The organism is Desulfovibrio desulfuricans (genome assembly GCF_024460775.1).
Lineage (GTDB): Bacteria > Desulfobacterota > Desulfovibrionia > Desulfovibrionales > Desulfovibrionaceae > Desulfovibrio > Desulfovibrio desulfuricans_E.
In genome coordinates this window covers 19,971-36,220 of sequence record NZ_JANFYZ010000009.1, presented here as the reverse complement: position 1 = coordinate 36,220, position 16,250 = coordinate 19,971, and the positions used below count along the sequence as shown (strand labels likewise).

The following is a 16,250-nucleotide window of genomic DNA, read 5'->3' as shown; positions in this document are numbered from 1 at the left end:
AGCGGGGTTGATCCCGGCGCAGATTGCAGCGGATTGCATATGACGGATTGCCGCAAAAGCGGTGATTCATGGGCGGAAAACGCCCGCTTATACCATGGAGGCCATCCCATGACGGATACAATGGACGCGGCGCAAGCCACTCGGCAGGACGTGCTGCAAGGTTCCGGGCAGGAACATGAGGGCGATCTGCTCCAGCTGGTGACGTTCCGCATTGGCGAAGAAGAGTTCGGGGTGGACATCCTTTCCGTTCAGGAAATCATCCGTCTCATGCAGATCACCATGGTACCCCATGCCGCAGCCTTTATTGAAGGCGTCATCAATCTGCGCGGCAAGGTTATTCCGGTCGTCAACATGCGCACGCGCTTCAGCATGCCCGCCCTGGAGCACGATGGCAACACGCGCATTGTTGTAATGGAATTTAACCAGAAGATAGTGGGTTTTCTGGTGGACGGCGTGTCTGAAGTGCTGCGTATTCCCGCCTCCACTGTGGAGCCTGCGCCACCGGTGGTTTGCGGTATCGGCTCCGAGTATATCCGGGGCGTGGGCAAGCTTGAAGACCGCCTGCTCATTCTGCTTGACCTCGACACGTTATTGAGCGACATGAACGCCGATGCGGGTTAGCATGGCGGCCAGGCGCGCACTACTGATTCCGTGCGGACGGCGGACTTTTTAAAGCCCGGCGTCCTGCGGTGTTTTGAGTGAACGACGCGCAGCCTGAAGCCTTCGCCAGCCGGAGCGGCACAGCCGCTACGGTTATGCCGCCGCAGCAGGAGGCCTTATGTCCATGCGTCTTTCCCGCTCCATTGTGGGAGAAGCTGAAGCCCGCGCCGTTAGCCGTGTTATTACTGAAGACGGCTACCTCGGCATGGGCAACGAAGTGCGCCTTTTTGAAGAAGAAGTCGCCCGCTACCTCGGCGTCAAGCCCAGTCAGGTTATTTCCGTAAATACAGGTACTGCGGCCCTGCATCTGGCTGTGGACGGCGTTGCCGCCCAGTGCCGCGTAGACGGCAAGCCGGAAGTTCTGGTTCCTTCCCTTACCTTTGTGGCGTCTTTTCAGGCCATTACCGCCGCGGGCTGCCAGCCTGTGGCCTGCGATGTGCTGCCCGAAACCGGCACCATTGACCTTGCCGATGCCGAACGCCGCCTGACCCCCCGCACCATTGCCATCATGCCCGTGCACTATGCCAGCAATCCCTGGCATATTGACGCCATATACGACTTTGCCCGTGTCAAAGGCTTGCGCGTGGTGGAAGACGCCGCCCACGCCTTTGGCTGCAAAAGCAGGGGACGCATGATCGGCAGCTTTGGCGACATGGTCTGCTTCAGCTTTGACGGCATCAAAAATATTACCTGCGGTGAAGGCGGCTGCCTGGTGGCCTTTGATGAGGCCGCCGGAAATCTGGCCTCTGACGCCCGGCTGCTTTCTGTAGCCAACGATGCAAAACAGCGTTTTGCCGGCGCGCGTTCGTGGGATCCCGATGTGACCCGTCAGGGCTGGCGTTATCATATGAGCAATATCATGGCCGCCATCGGGCGGGTACAGCTTGGACGGCTTGAATCGGAATTTATTCCGGCACGCCGAATGCTTACAGCCATTTATGAACAGCGCCTCGCCAACGTGGAGGGCCTTGCCCTGCTGGCCACTGATCCGCAGGACTTTGTGGTGCGCCATATCATGCCCGTGCGTGTGTTGGGTGGCCGCAAAGATGCCGTTAAGGAATTTATGGCGGCACGCGATATCCCCACCGGCGTGCATTACAAACCCAACCACCTGCTTAGCTGCTTTGGCGGGGGCGCGGAGTCGCTGCCCGTGACGGAACAGCTCTATGGCGAACTTGTGACCCTGCCCCTGCACCCCGGCCTCAGCGCCGAAGATGTGGAGAGCGTGTGCGACGCGCTTGTTGCCGCACTCAAGTAGCGCCCGCCAGTGCGCAGGCGATTTGCCGTGGTTAGCGGCTGGCAGGCTGTGCCGGGCTTCAGATGGCTGGCGGATATGGTGCGCGGGCTTTTGGCCCGGCGCTGGGTGCGCTTTGGCGTTGTGGGCGGCGCGGCTTCTGTAAGCTACTTTCTGCTGGGGCTGTTGTTCGTCAACGTGGCAGGTTTGCCCACGCTGGCGGGCAATGCCTTGGCCTACGCGCTCAGTTTTATTGTTTCCTATCTCGGGCAATGCCTGTGGACGTTCCGCGCCGCGGATTCCGCCGCAGGCATTGCCAGCCACCGCACCATGCTGCCGCGCTTTGCGGCTACCCAGGCTGTGGGCCTGTGCTGCAATTCGGCCATTGTCTGGCTGCTGGTGCGGCTTGGTGTTCCTTATGCCTGGGCCATGCCCGTTGCAGTTCTGACCGTGCCTGTCATGGTTTATGTGCTGTGCAAGGTCTGGGTATTCAGAACGCAGGCTTCATTCGCTCCCGCCGGGACAGGGCAAAGCCCGGCGCAACAGACATCCACGCCCCACACCGCGCGCAATGAGGATAAAGCATGAACGCCCCCGCTGTTTCGGTCATCATGAACTGTCTGAACAGTTCCCGCGATCTGCGCGAAGCCATGGACAGCCTCATGGCCCAGACGTTCACGGATTTTGAGGTTGTTTTCTGGGACAACTGTTCAACGGATGAAAGCCCCGCCATTGCCAAAAGCTATGGCGAAAAGGTGCGCTACTTCCGGGGAGAGGGTATTGTGCCGCTGGGCGAGGGGCGTAACTTGGCCCTGGCGCAGGCCCGTGGCCGGTATCTGGCCTTTCTTGACTGCGATGACGTGTGGCGGCCCACCAAGCTGGAGCGCCAGGTGGCCCTGTTTGAAGCCAATCCACGTGTGGGTTTGGTGTGCACGGATACGGAAATTTTTGACGGCAAGCGCGTGTTCAAGAGGATTTTTGCCGAAACGTCCCCTGCGCGGGGCATGGCCTTTGCCGCATTGATGGAACGCCAGTGGATTTCCATGTCGTCTGCCATGGTCAGCCGCGAGGCGCTGGCAAGTCTTTCGGCTGACAGAACGCCGTCGGGCGAAGGCCGCAATGGCGGGTGGTTTGATCAAAGTCTCAACGTGTGCGAGGAGGCCGATGTTTTTTACCGCATCGCTCACGATTGGGAGCTGGACTACGTAGATGAGCCTCTGACCCTTTGGCGGGTGCATGGGGGCAACACGACCTTTCGCAAGTTTGGCCAGTTTGCTGATGAAACGTTGCGTATTCTTGAGAAACACCGGGCGTTGTACCCTGGCTATGATCAGGAATATTCAGGTCTTGTCACAATGATGACCCGCAGGGCAAGCTTTCAGAAAGCTGTGGCCCTGTGGCGCGAAGGGCACAACGCCGCCGCCCGGGAGGCCATAAAACCCTGGCGACACAGCGGGCGCAAATTCAGGATTTTCTGGTGGGCAAGTTATCTGCCAGGAATTTTTTTTGACGTGGCCGCCCGCCTGTATTTCGCGCTGCCAGCCAATTTGCGACAATAGCAGTAAGTTTTGTCTCGACTTGGATAGGGAAACATATTGTATTTTTTGCTGAAAGATTATATTCGCACTCAAAGGTCTTAGTGGGGGGAAAGAGGTAGCATTTCTGGGTCGCACGGAAGGGACTCGCTCTGCTCAAGCCCCCTTGCAACACATAACAGTTGAGGGTCTGTTATATGGCTTGGACACAAGTGTATGATCCGGTTGGCGGAGCTGTAGTTTCCGCCCTGCTGGCAGGTATCCCCCTGATCAGCCTTTTTTACATGCTGGCCGTGCGTCGTGCTAAGGGGCATTACGCTGCGGCTCTTGCTGTGGCACTTTCTTTCGTTCTGGCGGTTGCTGTGTGGGGCATGCCGTTTGGAACAGCGCTGGGCGCATTGAGCTACGGCGCGGCCTTTGGCCTCTTCCCCATCATCTGGATCGTTATCACGGCGGTCTGGGTGTACAACATGACTGTGGAATCGGGCGAATTTGAATACATCAAAGAATCGCTCGCGCGTCTGACAGACGACCGCCGTTTGCAGGCCATCTTTATCGCCTTTGCCTTTGGTTCCTTCATTGAAGGTACCGCTGGCTTCGGCACCCCTGTGGCAATCACCGCCGCCATGCTGGTGGGCCTGGGCTTCCGCCCCCTGTACGCCGCTGGTATCTGTCTGATTGCCAACACCGCGCCCGTGGCCTTTGGTGCCATTGGTATCCCGATCATCGTTGGCGCCCAGGTTTCCGGCATTCCGGAAATGCACGTGAGCCAGATCGTGGGCCGTCAGCTGCCCTTCCTGTCCATTCTGGTGCCCCTGTGGCTCTGCGTGGTCATGTGCGGCTTCAAGCGCGCCATGGAAGTGCTGCCCGCCATCATCGTGGCTGGCGTGAGCTTCGCCGGTTCGCAGTTCCTGTTCTCCAACTACCACGGCGCTACGCTGCCCGATATCATGTCGGCTCTTATCACCATCATTGCCATGGTGTTGTTGCTGCGCGTGTGGAAGCCCAAGACCGTGTGGCGTTTTGAGGGTGAAAAGGAAACCGTGCTGACCGGCGCGGCTCCTTCCACGGGTATCGTGCTCCGCGCTTGGCTGCCTTACATCGTCCTGGCCGTCATGGTGTTCTTGTGGGGCCTGCCCCAGTTCAAGAACATGCTGAACGCCGTGCCCGGTTCGGTGCTCAAGTTCTCCTGGCCCGCTCTTGACGGCATGGTGCACAAGGCTGCCCCGATTTTGGCCGCCGGCAAGGATCCCAACTATCCCGCAGTGTTTGTGTTCAACTGGCTCTCCGCCGGTGGCACGGCCATTCTGCTGGCTGGTTTCTTCTCCGTGCCTTTCATGCCTGGTTATTCGTTCGGCAAGGCTATCAACTGCCTGTTCCGCACCATTCACCAGCTGCGCTTCCCCATTGCGACCATCGCCATGATCCTGGGCCTGGCTTATCTCATGAACTTCTCCGGCATGAGCTCCACCCTGGGTATTGCCTTTACTCTGACTGGCCCGCTGTTCCCGCTCTTCTCGCCCCTTCTGGGCTGGCTGGGCGTGTTCCTGACCGGTTCGGACACCTCTTCAAACGCCCTGTTCTGCGGTATGCAGCGCTCCACGGCTGAAGTGGTGGGCATGGATCCGGCCCTGGCCGTTTCCGCCAACTCGTCCGGTGGTGTTACCGGTAAGATGATTTCGCCCCAGTCCATCAGTGTGGCAACCGCTGCCACCAATCTGGTTGGTCATGAAGGCGATCTCTTCCGGTTTACGCTTGGGCACAGCTTGGCCATGACGGCCTTTATCTGCGTGCTCACCTACTTGCAGTCTAACGTGCTGCACTGGATGCTGCCGTAAACTTGGTTTTCCTTCCGTAATATGGCGCCGCCCCGCAAGGGGCGGCGTTTTTGCGTTTATGGGCAGGGGCCGCGCTGGCGCAGCGCAGCGGCTCCACCCGTCAGAGAATCTGCAAATCTTTATGGGCCGCGCATTTCAGGCTGTCTTGCCAGCCGCCCTTGTCTGCTTTATGGTGCGCTGCAATGCTTGGAGGACTACATGGATTCGCAGCAGGTAACGTTTTCTTCAATCGTCAAATCGCTGGGCCTTGTGTTTGGCGATATCGGCACAAGCCCCATATATACGCTGGCAGTCATATTCCTGCTGACCGAGCGCACAGAAGACCATTTTATCGGCATTCTTTCGCTAATTATCTGGACTTTGCTGCTGCTCGTAACTGTGGGATACGCGTGGCTGGCCATGAGCCTGAGCAAGGGCGGCGAAGGCGGCACCATTGTGCTGCTTTCCATCCTGCGCCCGTTACTCAAGTCGACCAAAAAGTTAGGTGTAGCTTCTGTACTGGCTTTTGTGGGGGTTTCTCTGCTCATTGGCGACGGGGTTATTACTCCTGCCATCTCCATTCTTTCTGCCGTGGAAGGTTTGACCCTTGTGCCGGGGCTTGAGCAGACTCCCAAGGCTGCAATTGTAGGGCTGGCGCTGGCGATTACGGTTGTGCTTTTTGCTGTGCAAAAGAGGGGCAGCGGCGCTGTTTCCGTAGTTTTTGGTCCCATAATGGCCATATGGTTCGCCGTGTTGGCTTTTTCCGGATGCGTCTCCATTGTGCAGACTCCACAGGTTCTCAAAGCCCTGAACCCCTGGTATGCGATTGATTTCATGATCCACAACGGCCTGGTGAGTTTTTTTGTTCTTTCAGAGGTCATTTTGTGCGCTACGGGCGGCGAGGCCCTGTATGCCGACATGGGGCATATGGGGCGCAAGCCTATCTTAGCCGCGTGGGGCATTGTGCTGTTGGCGCTGGTGGCAAGCTATATGGGGCAGACCTCATTCCTTATCCGCAATCCAGGGGCTGAAAACGTATTGTTCGAGCTGATCAACAGCCAGGCTCATTATCTGTATGTTCCTTTTCTGGTACTCAGCCTTATGGCAACTGTCATTGCCTCGCAGGCCCTCATAAGCGGTCTGTTTTCCATCATGTATCAAAGTATGGCAACGCATATCATGCCTTTGTTCAAAGTGGATTACACCTCAAAGGAATTGCATTCCCAGATATATATCAACTCTGTGAACTGGGCGCTGTTTGTAGCGGTGGTGCTCGTGATCTGTGGATTTGGCGAATCACACAAACTTGCTGCCGCTTACGGCCTTGCCGTTACTGGCACCATGACCATCACTGGCGTATTCATGGTGTGGATATTCCACCTTCAGGGACGAAATTTCAAAGCAGCCATAGCTGCCTGCATCTGTTTTCTCGACTTCATTTATCTGCTCGCGAACTTTTATAAATTTCCGCATGGCGGGTATTGGTCCATACTGATTTCGCTCATACCGCTTTCTGTCATTCTTATTTATACCCAGGGGCAAAAAGCCGCGTATCAACGTATGCGCCCCATGGGAAAAGAGCAGTTCTTGAGGAAATTTACCGAAGAAAAAACTCATGGTCATGCCATTCGCGGCACAGCCATCTTTTTTTTGAGAAGCTTGGACAAAGTTTCGCCTTATATTGTCAAGACCATGTTCAGCAACGGCATTATTTATGAGCAGAACATCATGCTGTGCATGTCCCGCACATATGAACCTACAGGCGTGATATGGCGGTTTGCGGAAGATCCCGCCGAAGGTATTCGCGTTTTTGAGGTTTCTGCGGGCTACATGGAAGTTGTGGATATTGACCACATCATGTCCGAAGCGGGCATCAAGCCGCGCGTTATTTTTTATGGCGTGGAAGACATCCTCACCAGTTCGCCTTTGTGGCGCATTTACGCCATCATCAAAAAACTGGCGCCATCGTTCGTACAGTTTTACAAAATGCCGGTGCATGCCGTGCATGGAGTTATTAGCCGTATAGACATGTAGCAGAAGGAGGGCCCGTCATGCAGAAAAAATCATTCGTTGGCAGCGGCTTGCTTGCGCTGTGCCTGATGGCAGGTTTTCTTGCTTGCGGCTGCGCCCCTCGTGAGCGGCCCCCTCTGACATTTGATGATCAGCAGGCTTTGGCGGCCAATCAGCAATGCCGGGCAGAAGCCACACAGATGAACAATGAGTGGCGTGGTGATACCAGCTACTTTCCCTGGCGCGCCTACTATGACATGTGCATGAGGCGTTTTGAGATCAGCGATGCGGAAGTGCGCAAGTTGCGCCTGCCATAATCGGGGTCTGAAGCCAGCCATGCGCGCACGGCAAGCTTTGCGCCGCCGTGCTAAACGATCGGCCAGGCAAAAGGCAAAAACGTGCCTCTGGCCTGACCTGTGAGCAGCTTTTTTTGATTTCTGATAGTCGGGTGCGCGCTTGCGCAACCGTGCTTTGACAGGCCATCTACGGGCCAGATTGAGCGTAAAGCCTGAGGGACATGCTGCGATGCAAAAAAGAAGGGTGACTCAAGCGAGCCACCCTTCTTTTTTGCATCTTAAGGTCTATTCGTCGCCCACTTTGAGGGCCGCCAGAAACGCTTCCTGCGGCAACTCAACGTTGCCCATGCGTTTCATGCGCTTTTTGCCTTCCTTCTGCTTTTCAAGCAGCTTGCGTTTACGCGTGATGTCGCCGCCATAGCACTTGGCTGTCACGTCCTTGCGGAAAGCTGACACGGTTTCCCGGGCAATGATCTTCTGCCCGATGGCGGCCTGAATGGCCACCTGAAAAAGCTGGCGGGGAATGCTGCGCTTGAGCTTGAGCGCCAACCCGCGCCCGTAGGTATATGCGCGGTCGCGGTGTACAATGACGGCAAGAGCATCAACGGTTTCACCATTGAGCATGATATCAAGGCGCACGAGGTCTGATTCGCGGTAGTCCAGCGGATGGTAATCCATGGAGGCGTAACCGCGCGTGGCAGACTTGAGCCGATCAAAAAAGTCGTAAACAATTTCTGCAAACGGCAATTCATAGGTCACAACCACGCGGTTGGTGGCCAGATAGTGCAGATTTTTCTGCATGCCGCGCTTTTCCTCGCACAGCTTCATGACGTTGCCTACGTAATCGTTGGGCACGTGGATGTCCATGTTCACATACGGCTCATAAAGGGTGCGGATCTTGGTGGGGTCTGGCAGATGGCTGGGGTTGTCGATCTGCAAGGTTTTGCCATCGTTTGTGTCCACCTTGTAGACCACAGAAGGCGCGGTGGCGATGAGGCTGACCTCAAATTCGCGCTCCAGCCGTTCCTGAATGATCTCCATGTGCAACAGACCAAGAAAGCCGCAACGGAAGCCAAAACCCAGCGCCTGAGACGTTTCCGGCTCAAAGGAAAAAGCCGCATCGTTGAGTTGCAGTTTTTCAAGGGCGGTTTTGAGGTTTTCGTACTCGTCTGACTCTGTGGGGTAAAGGCCGCAGAAAACCATGGGCTTCACTTCCGTAAAGCCGGGAACCGCCGTAGCGGCAGGGTTTTCCACCAGAGTGATGGTGTCGCCAACGCGGGCATCGCCCAGCTCCTTGATGGAGCCGCACATGAAACCGACCTCGCCAGCGTGAAGTTCGTTCACATCAGTAGCTTCCGGGGAAAACACGCCGAGGCGCAGCACTTCGTATTCCTTGCCCGTACTCATCATGCGCACCATGTCGTTACGCTTGATTGCGCCGTCCATAATGCGGAACAGGATAACGACGCCCTGATAGCTGTCGTACCACGAGTCGAAGATGAGTGCTTTGAGCGGAGCCGCCACATCTCCCTTAGGGGCAGGGAGCCGGTGGACAATGGCTTCGAGAACCGCGTCAACGCCCATGCCCGTTTTGGCAGAAACTGGCAGAGCTTCGGAGCAGTCAAGGCCGATGCTTTCTTCGATTTCGGCCTTCACGCGGTCAACCTCGGCGCTGGGCAGGTCGATTTTATTGAGCACAGGCACTATTTCGTGGTCGTGATCCAGAGCAAGGTAGACGTTGGCAAGCGTTTGCGCTTCCACGCCCTGAGTGGCGTCAACCACCAGCAGCGCACCTTCGCAGGCCGCCAGGGAGCGTGAAACTTCATAGTTGAAGTCCACGTGACCGGGGGTATCGATGAGGTTCAGTTCGTACATCTGCCCGTTTTGGGCTTTGTACGGAATGCGCACGGTCTGTGCCTTGATGGTGATGCCACGCTCCCGTTCCAGCTCCATTTTGTCCAGATACTGCTGGCGCGCCTCCCGCTTGCTGACAACCTGCGTCAGCTCAAGAATGCGGTCGGCCAGGGTGGATTTGCCGTGGTCGATGTGGGCGATAATGCAAAAATTGCGGATATTTTCCTGGTTGGGCATGGTCATGTCCTGGGAAACTGGATGGGTTGGCGGAAAATTTTCCGCGTTGAACCACAATCAATATCCAAGATTCGCGCGGAAGTCTATTTTTGCAAGCCGTGAAATCTTGGCAGAGTGCCGATTTCAGCCTGAATATTCGTGGAAAGCTGGCTTGGGCAGATGAAAATGGTGGAATGGGGGAGTTTGCGGGGGCAACAACAGGCCGGGCGAAAGAATTTTTGGGAAAAAGCAAAGCCGCAACAGCGCGGAAAATTCCACGCTGCTGCGGCCCCACAAATCTGAAAATTGGTAGCTCAGCGGAGCTGGGCCAGTTGCAAGCGCACAACTGCGCGTTGCAGAGCGGCTTCAGCGCGGACAATATCCACCTTTTCGTCATGGCTGGCAATGCGCTTTTCAGCGCGTTCCTTGGCTGCCATGGCGCGCGCGGTGTCAATGCTGTCCGCCATCTCAGCCGATTCGGCCAGCACTGTGAGCACATCGTTGTTCACATCGGCGAATCCGCCGGAGATGAAAACGTGCCCATCTTTGCCGTCAGCGCGGTAGCGCAGGCCGCCGATCTTCAGGGCAGAAAGCAGGGAAACGTGCTTGGGCAGCACGCCGAATTCGCCCTCAATTCCTGGGCAGACGGCCATTTCCACTTCGCCGCTGACCACGGTTTTGTCCGGCGTAACCACTTCAAGTTGCAGCGTGCCCATAGGTACTCCTTCGCTCCTGATATACGCAGATGGCCGGGTTCGGGTCGCGCCTTGTGCAAGGCGCGACCCAGAACCTCAAAGCGTTGCGATTAACGCCTTACTTCTCTTCCTGCAGCTTGCGCTGTTCGTACTTGGCAACGGCCTGTTCAATGCCGCCCAGCATGTAGAAGTCGCCTTCCGCCATGTGGTCGTATGCGCCGTCCAGAATGCCCTTGAAGCCCTTGATGGTGTCTTCAAGCTTCACATACTGGCCAGGGGTGCCGGTGAAGGTTTCGGCCACGTGGAAGGGCTGCGAGAGGAAGCGCTGAATGCGGCGCGCGCGCGCAACAGTCAGCTTGTCTTCGTCAGACAGCTCGTCCATGCCGAGGATGGCGATGATGTCCTGAAGTTCTTTGTACTTCTGGAGCACCATCTGCACACGACGGGCCACCATGTAGTGATCATCGCCCACAACGTTGGGGTCGAGGATGCGCGAGGTGGAGTCGAGCGGGTCCACGGCGGGGTAGATGCCAAGTTCTGCGATCTGGCGGGAAAGCACGAGCGTTCCGTCCAAGTGCGAGAACGTGGTGGCCGGGGCCGGGTCAGTCAAGTCGTCAGCAGGGACGTAAACGGCCTGCACCGACGTGATTGAACCGTTGTTGGTCGAGGTGATGCGTTCCTGCAAGGCACCAAGGTCAGTACCCAGGGTGGGCTGATAACCCACGGCCGAGGGCATGCGGCCAAGCAGAGCGGACACTTCGGAACCAGCCTGCGTGAAACGGAAGATGTTGTCGATGAAGAGCAACACGTCCTGATGTTCTTCGTCACGGAAGTATTCCGCGCAAGCAAGGGCCGTAAGGGCCACGCGGGCACGGGCTCCCGGAGGTTCGTTCATCTGGCCGTACACAAGCGTGGCGCGTTCCAGAACGCCCGCGTCCTTGAGTTCGTGGTACAAGTCGTTGCCTTCACGGGTGCGTTCGCCCACGCCCGCGAAAACCGACGAACCGCCGTGCTGCTTGGCGATGTTGTTGATCATCTCCATCAGAATAACGGTCTTGCCCACGCCAGCGCCGCCGAAGAGGCCCATCTTGCCGCCCTTGGGGAAGGGAACAAGAAGGTCAACGACCTTGATGCCGGTTTCAAGCAGTTCCACCTTGGTGTTCAGATCCGTGAATTGCGGAGCCGGACGGTGGATGGGGTAGTATTTTTCAGCATTAACCGGGCCCAGCTCGTCAACGGGGCGACCGATGACGTTCAGGATACGGCCAACGGCGGCCTTGCCAACAGGAACCATGATGGGGTTCCCGGTGTCGACCGCATCCATGCCGCGGACAAGGCCTTCAGTGGCGTCCATGGCGATGGTACGAACGACGTTGTCGCCCAGATGCTGCGCAACCTCACAGATGAGGCTGGGAGCATCGCTATTGTTCGGGTTGGTTATCTCCAGGGCGGTGAAGATACTCGGCAGGTTGCCGTCGCTGAACTCTACGTCCACAACGGCGCCGATAACCTGAACGACTTTACCGATGTTTTTGCTCATGTTTGGCTCCTTAACCCTTCAGCGCTTCAGCGCCGCCGACGATGTCGATGAGGTCGCTGGTGATGGAAGCCTGCCGCGTCTTGTTGTAGAGCCGCGTCAGCATGTTGATCATCTCGTTGCAGTTACGGGTGGCGTTGTCCATGGCAGCCATGCGGGCGGCGTGCTCGCTGGCCGAGGTGTCCAACATGCCACGGTAAACCTGCACCTTGACGTAGCGGGGCAGAAGCTCCGCCAACAGCTTTTCTTCCTGCGGCTCGTACACGTATTCGCAACGGGGCGTTCCGGCCACTTCTGCCACTTCTTCAGCTTCCGGCGTTTGCAACGGCAGAAGGCGAAGGGTGCGGGGCGGCTGGCTGCCCATGGATACGAACTCGCCGTAGATCAGCCACACTTCGTCGAATGCGAAGGTTTCGTAGCCGTGAATGACTTCCTGCGCCACAGAGCTGGCGAGAGCGAAGTCTATGCTCCCCATGCGGTCGCCATAGGCAGTGAGGATCGTGTGCCCGGCAGAACGAATGGCGTCGCGCCCCTTACGTCCCACACAGGCAAAGCTGATCTCCATTCCTGCCCCGGCTTTTTCTTTCGCCAGACGCAAAGCGGTGGCGATGATGTTGCCGTTAAAGCTGCCGCACAGGCCACGGTCGGATGTAACCAGCACAATGGCGCAGTGTTTCTTTTCCTCATGCTCTGCCAGCAGGGGGTGGGCATTGCCCTCCACCTTGCTCGACAGTTCGGCGAGCACGTCGCGGTATTTGGCCGCGTACGGCCTGAAGCGCTCGATGCGGGCCTGGGCGCCGCGCAGTTTCGCCGAGGCCACCATGTTCATGGCCTTGGTGATCTGCTTGGTCTTACCGACCCCCACGATCTTCATTTTTACGTCTTTGAGTGAAGGCATGCTTATCTCCCGTATGGAGGGGGCCCCTAGGCCTTCCAGCCCTGCTTGAAGGCGGTAATGGCCTCGGTGAGCGCTTTTTCCACAGCCTCGTCAATGACTTTCTTATCCTTAATGGCGTCAAGCACGTCCTTACGCGTATCACGCATAAAGGTGAGCATGTCGTCTTCAAACTTGCGGATCTGATCCACCGGCACGTCATCCATGTGACCACGGGTAGCGGCGTAGATGGAGGCAACCTGCTCATGCGAGGGCATGGGCCTGTACTGGGGCTGCTTGAGCAGTTCCACCAGGCGTGCACCACGATCAAGCTTGGCCTTGGTGCCTTTGTCCAGATCAGAGCCGAACTGGGCAAAAGCCGCAAGTTCGCGATACTGGGCAAGGTCAAGACGCATGGTACCGGCGACTTGCTTCATGGCCTTGATCTGCGCTGCGCCACCCACGCGGGAAACCGAAAGGCCCACGTTAATGGCCGGACGCACACCGGCGTTGAAGAGGTTGGGTTCCAGGTACACCTGACCGTCGGTGATGGAAATCACGTTGGTGGGGATGTACGCGGAAACGTCGCCCGCCTGGGTTTCAATGATGGGCAGAGCCGTCAAAGAACCGGCACCAAGGCTGTCGTTCACCTTCGCGGCGCGTTCAAGCAAACGCGAGTGGAGGTAGAACACGTCGCCGGGGAAAGCTTCACGTCCCGGAGGGCGACGGAGCAGCAGCGACATCTGGCGATAAGCCACGGCCTGCTTGGAAAGGTCATCGTAAATGATGAGGGCGTGCTTGCCGTTATTGCGGTAGAACTCGGCCATTGCGCAGCCGGTGTATGCCGCAATGTACTGCAAGGGCGCGGGATCGGACGCCGTGGCTGAAATGATGGTGGTGTATTCCATCGCGCCGTAACGGCGCAAGGTGTCGGCCACCAGAGCCACGGACGACTTCTTCTGGCCGATGGCCACGTAGAAGCAGTGAATGTCCGTTTCTTTCTGCGCCAGAATGGCGTCAACGCAAACAGCGGTCTTACCGGTCTGGCGGTCGCCAATGATAAGTTCGCGCTGTCCGCGGCCAATGGGAGTCATGGCGTCAATGGCCTTAAGGCCAGTGGGCATGGGCTCATGCACGCTCTTACGCGCGATGATGCCGGGGGCCTTGATTTCCACCGGGCGCACTTCCGTGGCTTCGATGGGGCCAAGGCCGTCGATGGGCTCACCCAGGGGGTTGAGCACACGACCCATAACGCCGTCGCCCACAGGCACGGAGAAGATCTTGCCGGTACGCTTGACCGGGTCGCCTTCCTTGATGCCCACGTCCGAACCGAGCAGGGCCACGCCGACGTTGTCTTCTTCAAGGTTGAGCACCATGCCCATGATGCCGCCGGGGAATTCCAGCAGTTCCATGGACATCGCGTTCTTGACCCCGTAGACACGGGCGATACCGTCACCGACGTAGAGTACGGTGCCAGTTTCGCTCATTTCGACGCGCTGCTCGTAGTTTTGGATTTGATCCTCAATGATCTTGCTTATCTCTTCCGCTTTGATCTGCATGTGCTATTCACCCCTCTTGAATGTCTCCCGAAGGATTCCCAACTGCGCGCGCAGACTTGCGTCCAGCACCCGGTCACCCATTTTGAGCACCATACCCCCTAGTATGTCTTTGTCCACGGCAAAGGTCAGCTCAATATCGGTGCCCGCTTTCTGTTGCAAGGTATCCTTGAGCTTAGACTTTTTGTCTGCGGAAAGTTGTACTGCGGTTATGCATTGGCCGCGGATGATACCCTTGGCCTCGTCCAGCAGTTTGCCGTACCACGCTGCAATTTCGCTCAAAAAGGCAAGCCTTTCCTTATCTGCAAGCAGAAAGCAGAAATTGCGCATGGTTTCGTCAGCCTTGAGCTTGGTCAGCAGTTTGTCGAGAACTGCCTTCTTTTCGCTTACGCCGATAACAGGGCTTTTCAAGGTAAGGTCAAGCCCAGGCGCGGCGGCAAGCATTTCACCAAGAGACGCCAGGCAATCGCCACGCGAGCTCAGGGCTGCATCCCCATCCTTTTTGCCAAGCGCAAAAATTGCGTTGGCATACCTGCGTGCAACCACGGTGTTAATCAATGGAGCACCACCTTGTTAAGGGAGTTGGCGATAAGCTTATCGTGCTCGGCCGCATTGAGCTTGGAGCTCAGAGCTTTCTCGGCGGCGTTCACGATCTCATCGGCAATGGAGGCGCGCACTTCAGCAAAGATCGCGCGGCCTTCATTTTCCGCCGTAAGGCGCGCCTGCTCCACAATCTGAGCGGCCTGGCGGTGAGCCTCTTCCACAATGCCCTGCTTGAGGGCTTCGGCCTGCTGGCGGCTCTCGGCCAAGATGGCCTCGCGTTCAGCATTAAGGTTGGCAATGCGGGTCTCTACCGAGGCCAGCTGCTCCTTGGCCGTCTTGCGACGTTCGTCAAGATCGTCCAGCGCATTCTTGATGCCTTCGCGGCGGTTCTTAAAGAAACGCTTGGCCAGCCCGCCAACGAAGTACCAGAGGATGCCGGCAAAAATTACGAAGTTGAGCACGCGCCAGCCGAAGTCGCCCCAACGCGGCGCTGCATGCCCTTCAGAAGCCATGGCTCCCGCAGGAATGACCACCAGCGCGGCAAAGGCAATAACGAGCGGCAGGATAAACCCCGCGTGTTTCCATCTGCTCAAAGCCCACCCCCTCTGTTCGATAATACCGATTCGAAAACAGTTCCCAGTGAAGCCGCAACGCGAGCGTTGCGGAACGGCCCGCAAAGGCCTGAGTCAGCGCCGCTTGCTAGCCCTTGATGAGGCGGTCGGCCAGACGGGTGGAAAATTCACCCACCTGCTTGCGCAACGCAGCAAGGGTTTCCGCAGCCTGTGCCTGCAGCGAGGCGCGGGTTTCAGCCAGAATATCGCGGGCGCTTTGCTGAGCTTCGCCCACAAGCTTCTGCTGTTCGGCCACGCCAGCGGCGCGGCCAGCCTCACGGTTGCTGCCTGCGTCCTGACGGGCGCGGGCCAGTTCGGCCTCATAGTTGGTGAGCCGTTCGCCAGCCTGGTACTCGAAAGAACCGGCTTCCTCGGCCATGTCATCCATGACGCCGTTGCGCTTTTTGATGATTTCGCGGATGGGGCGAATCAGGAGGATGTTAAGCACATAAATGGCGATAAAGAAGTTCGCCAGCTGAAAAAGAAGAGTGACGTTTAGGTCCAGCATGCCGCATCCTCCATGTGAATTGCGGATTGAAGGAGTTGAAAATACATAAAGCCCTTGCAAGATATCTGCTCAGCCCTGTTATGTCAAAGGGTATTGGTGACAAATTTCGCAAACTCCGCAATTTTTTTTTCACAAGCTTTGTGCTCAAAGCTGCACGGAGTGTAAAACAGTCTTTATGTCGATTGTTTTGGTCTACTGCATCAACTCAGTGATGTCTGTGCGTCAATATTGGCTGTTTAAACAAACAAATAAAGTGCTCGGCTTGTTGTGGCAGCGCGTGAAGCAGAGGATTGTGTAATAAAGT

Annotated in this window: 15 protein-coding genes; 7 read left to right on the top strand and 8 right to left on the bottom strand. The window is 57.1% G+C overall.

All coding sequences use genetic code 11. The annotated features are described in order from the left end of the window. The first annotated feature begins 153 nt into the window (after positions 1-153). From NE637_RS11350 to NE637_RS11320, 7 genes are all read left to right on the top strand, one after another. Positions 154-621, top strand: coding sequence for a chemotaxis protein CheW (locus tag NE637_RS11350; protein WP_027180850.1), 468 nt, complete (start codon positions 154-156; stop codon positions 619-621). Positions 622-778: 157 nt separating this feature from the next. After that, positions 779-1,918, top strand: coding sequence for a DegT/DnrJ/EryC1/StrS family aminotransferase (locus NE637_RS11345; protein ID WP_215647475.1), 1,140 nt, complete (start codon positions 779-781; stop codon positions 1,916-1,918). A gap of 27 nt (positions 1,919-1,945) precedes the next feature. Beyond that, complete coding sequence (locus NE637_RS11340; RefSeq protein ID WP_256267736.1) at positions 1,946-2,482, top strand: GtrA family protein; 537 nt, start codon at positions 1,946-1,948, stop codon at positions 2,480-2,482. Further along, positions 2,479-3,453, top strand: coding sequence for a glycosyltransferase family 2 protein (locus tag NE637_RS11335; protein ID WP_227118775.1), 975 nt, complete (start codon positions 2,479-2,481; stop codon positions 3,451-3,453). Before NE637_RS11340 ends, NE637_RS11335 begins: the two co-directional genes overlap by 4 nt. A 173-nt stretch (positions 3,454-3,626) precedes the next feature. After that, complete coding sequence (locus NE637_RS11330; RefSeq protein ID WP_192113078.1) at positions 3,627-5,267, top strand: L-lactate permease; 1,641 nt, start codon at positions 3,627-3,629, stop codon at positions 5,265-5,267. Positions 5,268-5,465: 198 nt separating this feature from the next. Further along, the gene (locus tag NE637_RS11325; protein ID WP_227118774.1) at positions 5,466-7,280 is read left to right on the top strand and encodes a KUP/HAK/KT family potassium transporter; all 1,815 of its coding nucleotides are present in this window, start codon (positions 5,466-5,468) and stop codon (positions 7,278-7,280) included. A 17-nt stretch (positions 7,281-7,297) separates the two neighbouring features. Beyond that, complete coding sequence (locus tag NE637_RS11320; protein WP_227118773.1) at positions 7,298-7,573, top strand: hypothetical protein; 276 nt, start codon at positions 7,298-7,300, stop codon at positions 7,571-7,573. 264 nt (positions 7,574-7,837) lie between these two features. Here NE637_RS11320 and lepA read toward each other — a convergent pair whose 3' ends face one another. The 8 genes from lepA to NE637_RS11280 all read right to left on the bottom strand — a co-directional run bounded on the left by lepA (position 7,838) and on the right by NE637_RS11280 (position 15,946). Next, complete coding sequence (gene lepA / locus NE637_RS11315) at positions 7,838-9,643, bottom strand: translation elongation factor 4 (RefSeq protein ID WP_215647473.1); 1,806 nt, start codon at positions 9,641-9,643, stop codon at positions 7,838-7,840. Between the two features lie 293 nt (positions 9,644-9,936). Beyond that, entirely contained in the window at positions 9,937-10,338 is a 402-nt protein-coding gene (locus tag NE637_RS11310) for a F0F1 ATP synthase subunit epsilon (RefSeq protein WP_192113074.1), read from the bottom strand. A 97-nt stretch (positions 10,339-10,435) separates the two neighbouring features. Then, complete coding sequence (gene atpD / locus NE637_RS11305; RefSeq protein ID WP_192113073.1) at positions 10,436-11,857, bottom strand: F0F1 ATP synthase subunit beta; 1,422 nt, start codon at positions 11,855-11,857, stop codon at positions 10,436-10,438. Between the two features lie 10 nt (positions 11,858-11,867). After that, a complete protein-coding gene (locus tag NE637_RS11300) occupies positions 11,868-12,752 on the bottom strand; it encodes a F0F1 ATP synthase subunit gamma (RefSeq protein WP_192113072.1) in 885 nt (294 codons plus the stop codon). Positions 12,753-12,778: 26 nt separating this feature from the next. Continuing rightward, positions 12,779-14,287 (bottom strand): F0F1 ATP synthase subunit alpha, encoded by a 1,509-nt coding sequence (gene atpA / locus NE637_RS11295; protein WP_227118772.1) that lies wholly within the window; start codon positions 14,285-14,287, stop codon positions 12,779-12,781. A 3-nt stretch (positions 14,288-14,290) separates the two neighbouring features. Next, the gene (atpH, locus tag NE637_RS11290; RefSeq protein WP_192113070.1) at positions 14,291-14,842 is read right to left on the bottom strand and encodes an ATP synthase F1 subunit delta; all 552 of its coding nucleotides are present in this window, start codon (positions 14,840-14,842) and stop codon (positions 14,291-14,293) included. Next, positions 14,839-15,420 carry a F0F1 ATP synthase subunit B gene (locus tag NE637_RS11285; protein ID WP_192113069.1) on the bottom strand — a complete coding sequence of 194 codons (582 nt, stop codon included), beginning with the start codon at positions 15,418-15,420 and terminating at the stop codon, positions 14,839-14,841. Before NE637_RS11285 ends, atpH begins: the two co-directional genes overlap by 4 nt. A gap of 106 nt (positions 15,421-15,526) precedes the next feature. After that, positions 15,527-15,946: a F0F1 ATP synthase subunit B gene (locus NE637_RS11280; protein ID WP_192113068.1), complete on the bottom strand. Its 420-nt coding sequence runs from the start codon at positions 15,944-15,946 to the stop codon at positions 15,527-15,529. Positions 15,947-16,250 lie beyond the last annotated feature (304 nt).